Raw genomic sequence first — 7,038 nt, forward strand, 5'->3', positions numbered from 1 at the left:
CAGCAGGTGTGGTGCGGAACGTGTGCGGGTCATCTGGTCCCTCCCCTGGGTACGGCCGGCCGCGCCGAACTCCCCGGCGGCCGGCTCGTGGTGAGCCAACCGCCGGGTGCGGCGGGAGGTCAACGATGCCCGCCCGGGAGCGGCGGAATCGCGTCACCGCGAAGGGAGGGAGAGGGTGATGGATCGGGTGCACACGGCCTTTGCTAGCATCCGGCGGCAGAGGCGTCGGGCGGAGGGTACGGAGGGGTTGCGGGTGGAGGGTGCGGAGGGGGCGCGGGCGGAGGGCGGCAAGCAGGTGGAGGAGTCGGTCGAGGTCCGCTACACGCCGACGACCGCGGACTTCCGGGCGGCCTTCGCGGCCCGGGCCCGGGGCACGGCGGCGGGTCGACGGGCCCGGCGGTCGAGGTACCTGATCGCCTCCTGCGCCGCGGCCGGCGCGGTGCTGACCTCGGTCGCCGACCGGACGGTGGGACCGCCGGCCCTGGTGATGCTCGCGGTCGCGCTGCTGCTGGTGGTCGGACTGCCCTGGCTGCAACTGCGTCAGGTGCGGCGGATGGCGGCGGACAAGGGCGAGTTCCGGATCGTCCTCGGCGAGGCCGGGGTGACCGTCACCAACGCGGTGTCCAGCACCGAACTCGCCTGGCGGGAGCTTCCGTACCACCTGGAGACGCCCGAACTCTTCGTCCTGCTGGGCGGGGACGAGCAGACGCACGTGCTGACCCTGCTGCCCAAGCGCGGCACCGGCGACCCGGGCCGGCTCGGCGCGTTGATCGCCCGGCACGCCACGGTGCCCGCCCGGGGTTGAGGGGCGGCGCCCCGGTTCGCCGCTGTCGGGGTGGGCGGTCATGGCGTGGGTTGTCGGTCGGGTCGGGCGGGCTGGTCGAGGTGGTTTAGCTGGTCGGGGTGGCTTAGCTGGTCGCGCTGGTCGTAGCGCCAGAGCGCGGGCAGTGCGGCCGACAGGGCGGCGGTGCCGGCCAGGCAGAGCAGGCCGCCGGTGCGCAGCGCGACGCGGATGCCCTGCCGGGCGGCGAGACCGCCGGCCCGCAGGTCTCCGAGGGCGGGGCCGGCGGAGCCGATCAGCATCTCCAGACCGGCGGCACGGCCCCGAAGTTCGTCCGGAATGGACTGGTTCCAGATCGCGCTGCGGAAGGTGTCGCCGATCTGGTTGGCGCCGCCCGCGACGAGCAGGCAGAGCAGGACGGCCCACAGGCCGGGGGCGAACGAGGCCGCGGCCGTCGCCGCGCCGACGAGGGCGGCGCAGAGCAGCACCAGTCGGCCGTGCCGGTGCACCCGCTCGGTCCAGCCGCCGGTGGCGGCCGCGAGCAGGCCGCCCGCCGCAGCGGCCGAGTAGAGCAGGCCGAGCGCCCACACCGCGTCCAACTCCTGGGCGAGGAACGGGAACAGCGCGGTCGGCAGGGCGCAGACGGTGGCCGCGAGATCCGCCAGGTAGGTGCCCAGCAGGTCGGGGCGGCGGGCCGCGTACCGGGCGCCGTCGACGAACTCCCGCAGCCGCGGTGCCTCGGCGTCCCGCTGTGAGGGGACGGGCCGGACCCGGGTGAGCAGGGCGATCGAGACCAGGAAGGTGCCGAGGTCGACCAGGTAGGCGGCCGGGACGCCGGCCGTGGCGATCAGCACTCCGGCGGTGGCCGGGCCGGCCAGCCCGGCGATGCTCCAGCGCAGCGAGAGCAGGTTGCCCGCCGCCACCAGCTGGTCGGGCGGTACCAGCCGGGGGATCATCGCCTCCGCCGAGGGCTGCTGGAGGCCCTGCAGTGCCGCTGCCAGTCCGGCGGCCGCGTACAGCGGCCAGAGCGCGGGGGTGCCGAGCAGTGCGTTGGCGAGCAGCAGGGCGCTCAGTGCGGCGAGTGCGAGTTCGGTGACCAGGGCGACGGTTCGGCGGTCGGCACGGTCGGCGAGGACGCCCCCGTAGAGGCCGAACACGATGGTCGGCAGGAGTTCGATGGCGCCGACCGCGCCCACGGCCAGCGGTGAACCGGTGAGGTCGGCGATCTGGAGCGGGATCGCCGTCATGGTCAGGACGGAGCCGAGCAGGGTGACGGTGCCGGCCGTCCAGGTGAGGCGGAAGTCGCGGGAGGACCGCCAGGGCGCGGTGTTCGGCAGCAGTCGGGACCGGGGGCGGTCCGTTCCGGAGGTCATGGGGTGGTGGTCCCTTCGGGCCGTCGACCACGACGGCTCTCCTTATCGCTGATAAATTCCAGCTCGGGAACTTAGCGGCGATAAGGTGGAGTGGGCAAGCGAATGACGGAGAGGCGGCCGGCGGTGGCACTGCAACGCGACGAGGTGGTGCGCACCGCGCTGCGCGTACTCGACGAGGAAGGCATCGACGGCCTGACCACCCGGCGGCTGGCCCGCGAACTCGGCGTCCAGTCGCCCGCGTTGTACTGGCACTTCAAGAACAAGCGGGAACTGCTCGACCTGATGGCCGAGGCGATGCTCGCCGAGGCCCTCCCGGCCGACCGCAGCCCGGATCCGGAGCACTGGCCGGACTGGCTCGCCGCCGACGCCCGCGCCAAGCGCCACGCCCTGCTCGCCTACCGCGACGGCGCCCGGGTGCACGCCGGAACGCTGCCCACCGAGGACGAACTACCCGCCGTCGAAGCCCAGCTGGACGCCCTCCGGCAGGCCGGCCTGCGGCCCCGCACCGCGCTGCGACTGCTGCTCACCATCGACCGCTACATCATGGGCTGGGTCACCGAGGAGCAGGCCTGGCGACAGGACGCCGCCGACCGCGCCCGGCCGCCCTTCCCGGACGAAGCCCTGCACGACCTCCCGCTGCTGCGCGAGGCGGCCGACGTGCTGCGCATGACCGACCACGACGCCGACTTCGAGTACGGGCTGCGCGTCCTGATCGAGGGCTTCCGGGCCGAGATCGCGCGCGAGGCACTCGGGACGGATGGGCTCGCGTGACCGCCATGACCGCCATGACCGCCATGACCGCCCTGGGCCTGCTCAGGCTGCGGCGGGCCGGTGCCCACCGCTGGCGGACCTGGACCTCGCCCCGGTAGTCGAACTCCGCCACGGCGGGCAGCCGGATGGCCGCCCGGTCGTGGATGCGCGGTCCCTTTGCGCCGGCACCGCACGGATCCGCTGCCAGGCGTCGGCCGGGGATCTTCGCCGCGCGGCAGCGGTCCTGGTCCTCGGCCCAGGACCTGGGCAGGTAGAGCTCGCGGTCGACAAGGACCCGCAGACAGAAAGCCCCCGCTACCCGCCGCCCGTGCGCGCGGTGACCAGGCCGGACTCGTAGGCCGCGATGACCGCCTGGGCGCGGTCCCGGACGTCGAGCTTGCCGAAGATGCTGGTGATGTAGTTCTTCACCGTCGACAGGCTGATGTCCAGGGCCCGGGCGATCTCGGTGTTGTCGAGGCCGGTGGCCATCAGCCGCCACACCTCGACCTCCCGGGGCGTCAGCCCGCCCGTGTCGGTGACCGGCGGCGGGGCGCCGACCGGGGCCCGGACGTAGGTGGAGATCAGCCGGGTGAGCAGGCGCGGGGCGACCACCGCCTCGCCGGCGTGGACGGTGCGGATCGCCGCGCCCAGTTCCTCCGGCGAGACGTCCTTGGGCAGGAACCCGTGGGCGCCGGCGCGCAGCGCGGCCACCACGTACTCGTCCATGTCGAAGGTGCTGAGGGCGAGGACTCGGCAGGAGGGGAGGGTGCGGGCCAGCTCCCGGGTCGCGCCGACCCCGTCGAGCACGGGCATCCGGATGTCCATCACCACGACGTCGGGGCGCAGCAGGCGGGCGGCGGTGACGGCCTGCTCCCCGTTCTCGGCCTCGCCCACCACCTCGAAGGACGGGTCGGGGGAGAGGATCAGGGACAGGCCGCGCCGCACCAGCGGCTGGTCGTCCGCGATGAGGACCCGGATGCCCGGTGCCACCGCGCCCACCGGGCCGCCGTCGTTCGACCTCACCGGGCCGTCGCCGTGCGCGCCCACCGGGCCGTCGTCGTGCGCGCTCACCGGGCCGTCGCCGTTCCGTGCTGGACGGCCGCGTCGGCCGTCTCCTCCGGGGCCAGTGGCAGGTCGGCCAGGACGGCGAAGCCGCCCTCCGGACGTGGTCCGGTCCGCAGGGTGCCGCCGTGCAGGGCGACGCGCTCGCGCATGCCGATCAGGCCGTACCCGCTCCTGCCGCCGGCCGGCACCGCCTCCTGCGGTGCGGCGCCGCCCGTGCCCGCCGTGCCCCCGTCGTCGCGCACCTCGACGGTGACCCGGTCCGGACCGTACGTCAGGGTGACGGTCGCGCGGGCGGGCCCGGCGTGCTTGCGGGCGTTGGTGAGGCCCTCCTGGACGATCCGGAACACGGTCAGGCCGACGGTGGGCGGCAGCGGGCGGCGGGGCCCGTGGACGCCGAAGTCGGTCGGCAGGCCGGCCACCCGGGACTCGTCCACCAGCCGGCCGAGGTCCTCGGCCCCGGGCTGGGGCGAGGGCGGGGCGGTGTCCGGTTCGTCGCCGGCCCGCAGGACGTCCAGGAGCTGGCGCATCTCCCGCAGGGCCAGTCGCCCGGAGGACTCCAGGGTGACCAGGGCGTCCCGGACCACCTCCGGGTGGGCGAGGTTGGCCCGGGCGCCGCCGGCCATCAGCTGCATGGTGGTGATGTGGTGCGCCACGATGTCGTGCAACTCCCGTGCGATGCGGCGGCGTTCGTCGGCCACCGCGCGTTCGGCCAGCAGTTTGCGGTTGGCCGCGACCTCCCGCTGCCAGCGCGCCACGGCGAGGCCGGCGCCGGCCACGAGCAGGGTGGAGCAGGAGGTGCCGGCGAGCGCCTGCCAGGAGGGGACGCGCAGGTGGCTCTGGCTCAGCGTGGTCAGCACCGTCGTCGCCGCCGCGGCGGCCGCCGTCACCGGGGCGGGGCGGGCCCGGGCGACCGAGTACAGGCCGACCATCAGGACGGCGCCGAAGTGGGTGCTCGCCGGTGTGGACAGGTCGATCGCGGCCTCGACGGCCAGGACCACGGCGAGCGCCGGCACCGGGTGGCGGCGCCGGACGAGCAGCGGCAGGGCCGACAGCGCGACGAGGAGCAGGCCCGGCGGGGTCACCCGGCGTACCCCGTCCATCTCGCTGAAGAGCAGGTAGTTGAGCAGGTCGAGCGTGCAGACGCAGGCGGCCACCAGTGCGTCGGCGTGGGTCCACGGCGCGCCGTCGGTCTCCGGCGGCGCGTCCGCCACCCCGCCGGGCCCCGGGCTCCCGCTCGCCCGGTGTGCCGGGTGTGCCGGGTCCGCCCCGAGTGCCGCGTCCATCGCGGGGCGCTGATGACCGCCCATGTCCGTTCCCCCTCCGTGCCCGGCCCGCGCCGCGCCTCACCGATGAGCCCTGACGAGCCACGAGCCCCGAGCCACGAGCCCCGATGAGCCCTGACGAGCCCCGATGAGCCCGATCAGGCCCCGATCAGACCCTGTTTCAGGCCCTGAACAGGCTCTGAACAGGCCCGATGACCCCATTCTGGCATCGGCCCACCCCGCCCCGGCATGGTCCCCACGGCCGATCACGGGGCCCGGACCAGGACCACGGTCCCGGGTCCGGGCCCGGCCGAGGAGCAGGGGCCCCGGTGCGGATCGTCCGTCGCAGGGACGTCCGCGGCCCACCCCGGGTGATGGTCTGGAACCCGGCCGGGAATCCCCGGAGCCGAGACCGACCTTGCGGACGCTCGCGTCCACCGCCGGAGGAAATCGTGATCCGCGCACTGACCGGATACTCCACCAGGAACCCGTGGAAGGTGATCACCCTCTGGGTGGTGCTGGGACTCTCCCTGGCCCTGCTGAGCCCGATGCTGCTCGCCCGCGTCACCCAGTCCCAGACCGGGGACTTCCTGCCCAAGAGCTACGACTCGGCCGCCGCGCTGCGGATCGCCGAGGAGAACTTCGGGATGAAGCCCGACGCCACCACGGTCACGGTGCTGGTCGCCAGGACCGACGGCCAGGCGCTCACCGCCGCCGACCAGCAGCGGGTCGAGGCCGAGGCGGCGAAGCTCGCCCAGCGCCGGGTCGTCATGCCCAGGAAGGACGACGAGCCGGCCTTCCTCGTCCCCGACCGGTCCCAGACCCCCCGGGTCGCCCCGGCCATGGTGGCGCCCGACCGCGGCTTCGAACTGCTCTCCGTCGAACTGACCGGCAACGCCGCGGCCGAGGGCGTCCAGGGCGTCTACCGGGCGTTCCGGGACGCCACCCGGGCCCAGTTCGCCGACGCCGGGATGCGCACCGGGTTCACCGGGGGACTGACCGACGCCGTGGACACCGCCGACTCCCACCGCACCGCCGCGACGGTCGGCAGTGCGCTCGTCATGGGGCTGATCGTCCTGCTCAACGTGCTGGTGTTCCGCAGCGTGGCGGCGGCCCTGCTGCCGCTGCTCGCCGTCGCCATGATCGGCAGCGCGGCCGGCGGAGCCGTGGCCGTCGCCGCGACGCTGACCGGCCTCAAGCTCGACGCCGGCACCCCCGGGCTGGTCTCCGTGGTCCTGCTCGGCATCGGCGTCGACTACCTGCTCTTCCTGCTCTTCCGCTTCCGCGAGCACCTGCGGGCCCGGCCCGAGCAGCCCGCCCGCGAAGCCGCCGCCCAGGTGACCGCCCGGGTGGGCACCGCGATCACCTCGGCCGCGCTGACCATCGTCGCCGCCTTCGCCACCCTCGGCGTGGCCAGCTTCGGCCAGTTCCGCTCGCTCGGCCCGGCCATCGCCGTCGCCGTCCTGGTCATGCTGCTGGGCAGCCTCACCATGATGCCCGCCCTGCTCGCCGCCTGCGGCCGCGGCATGTTCTGGCCCTCCCGCAGCCTGCGCCGCCAGCCGGGCGAGGGCTTCGCCGCCCGCTTCGGCACGCTCGTCGCCCGGCGGCCGCTGCCGATGCTGCTCGCCGCCCTCGCCCTGCTCGGCGCGCTGGCCGCCGGGATGACCGGGATCCGGATGGACTACGGCCTCGGCGGCGCCGGCGACCGGACCCCGGCCGCCGCCACCGCCGCCGAGATCTCCCGCACCCTGCCGGCCGGCGTCTCCGACCCGACGAGCGTCTACGTCGTCACCACGGACGGCACCAC

Annotated in this window: 6 protein-coding genes; 3 read left to right on the forward strand and 3 right to left on the reverse strand. The window is 75.0% G+C overall.

Features of this window, described 5'->3' with window-relative positions; genetic code table 11:
• The first annotated feature begins 253 nt into the window (after positions 1-253).
• Positions 254-805 (forward strand): hypothetical protein, encoded by a 552-nt coding sequence (locus ACFV61_RS32895; protein WP_380495666.1) that lies wholly within the window; start codon positions 254-256, stop codon positions 803-805.
• A 38-nt stretch (positions 806-843) separates the two neighbouring features.
• Here the strand turns inward: ACFV61_RS32895 and ACFV61_RS32900 are convergent, their stop codons facing one another.
• Positions 844-2,154: an MFS transporter gene (locus tag ACFV61_RS32900; protein ID WP_380495668.1), complete on the reverse strand. Its 1,311-nt coding sequence runs from the start codon at positions 2,152-2,154 to the stop codon at positions 844-846.
• Between the two features lie 102 nt (positions 2,155-2,256).
• Between ACFV61_RS32900 and ACFV61_RS32905 the strand changes: the two genes are divergently transcribed.
• The gene (locus ACFV61_RS32905; RefSeq protein WP_380495670.1) at positions 2,257-2,925 is read left to right on the forward strand and encodes a TetR/AcrR family transcriptional regulator C-terminal domain-containing protein; all 669 of its coding nucleotides are present in this window, start codon (positions 2,257-2,259) and stop codon (positions 2,923-2,925) included.
• Positions 2,926-3,219: 294 nt separating this feature from the next.
• Here the strand turns inward: ACFV61_RS32905 and ACFV61_RS32910 are convergent, their stop codons facing one another.
• Together ACFV61_RS32910 and ACFV61_RS32915 are read right to left on the reverse strand one after the other, a co-directional pair.
• Positions 3,220-3,927, reverse strand: coding sequence for a response regulator transcription factor (locus ACFV61_RS32910; protein WP_280683184.1), 708 nt, complete (start codon positions 3,925-3,927; stop codon positions 3,220-3,222).
• A 44-nt stretch (positions 3,928-3,971) separates the two neighbouring features.
• Positions 3,972-5,276 carry a sensor histidine kinase gene (locus ACFV61_RS32915; RefSeq protein ID WP_380483669.1) on the reverse strand — a complete coding sequence of 435 codons (1,305 nt, stop codon included), beginning with the start codon at positions 5,274-5,276 and terminating at the stop codon, positions 3,972-3,974.
• Positions 5,277-5,683: 407 nt separating this feature from the next.
• Here ACFV61_RS32915 and ACFV61_RS32920 point away from each other — a divergent pair.
• Positions 5,684-7,038: MMPL family transporter (locus ACFV61_RS32920; protein ID WP_380495672.1), on the forward strand; the 1,355-nt coding region annotated here is incomplete at its 3' end.

This window comes from Kitasatospora sp. NPDC059817 (assembly GCF_042731835.1).
GTDB lineage: Bacteria > Actinomycetota > Actinomycetes > Streptomycetales > Streptomycetaceae > Kitasatospora.

Excerpts from the sequence above, each read along its gene's own strand:
- ACFV61_RS32905 (WP_380495670.1), top strand. The coding sequence starts at position 2,257 with ATGACGGAGAGGCGGCCGGCGGTGGCACTGCAACGCGACGAGGTGGTG.
- ACFV61_RS32915 (WP_380483669.1), bottom strand. The coding sequence starts at position 5,276 with ATGGGCGGTCATCAGCGCCCCGCGATGGACGCGGCACTCGGGGCGGAC.
- ACFV61_RS32900 (WP_380495668.1), bottom strand. The coding sequence starts at position 2,154 with ATGACCTCCGGAACGGACCGCCCCCGGTCCCGACTGCTGCCGAACACC.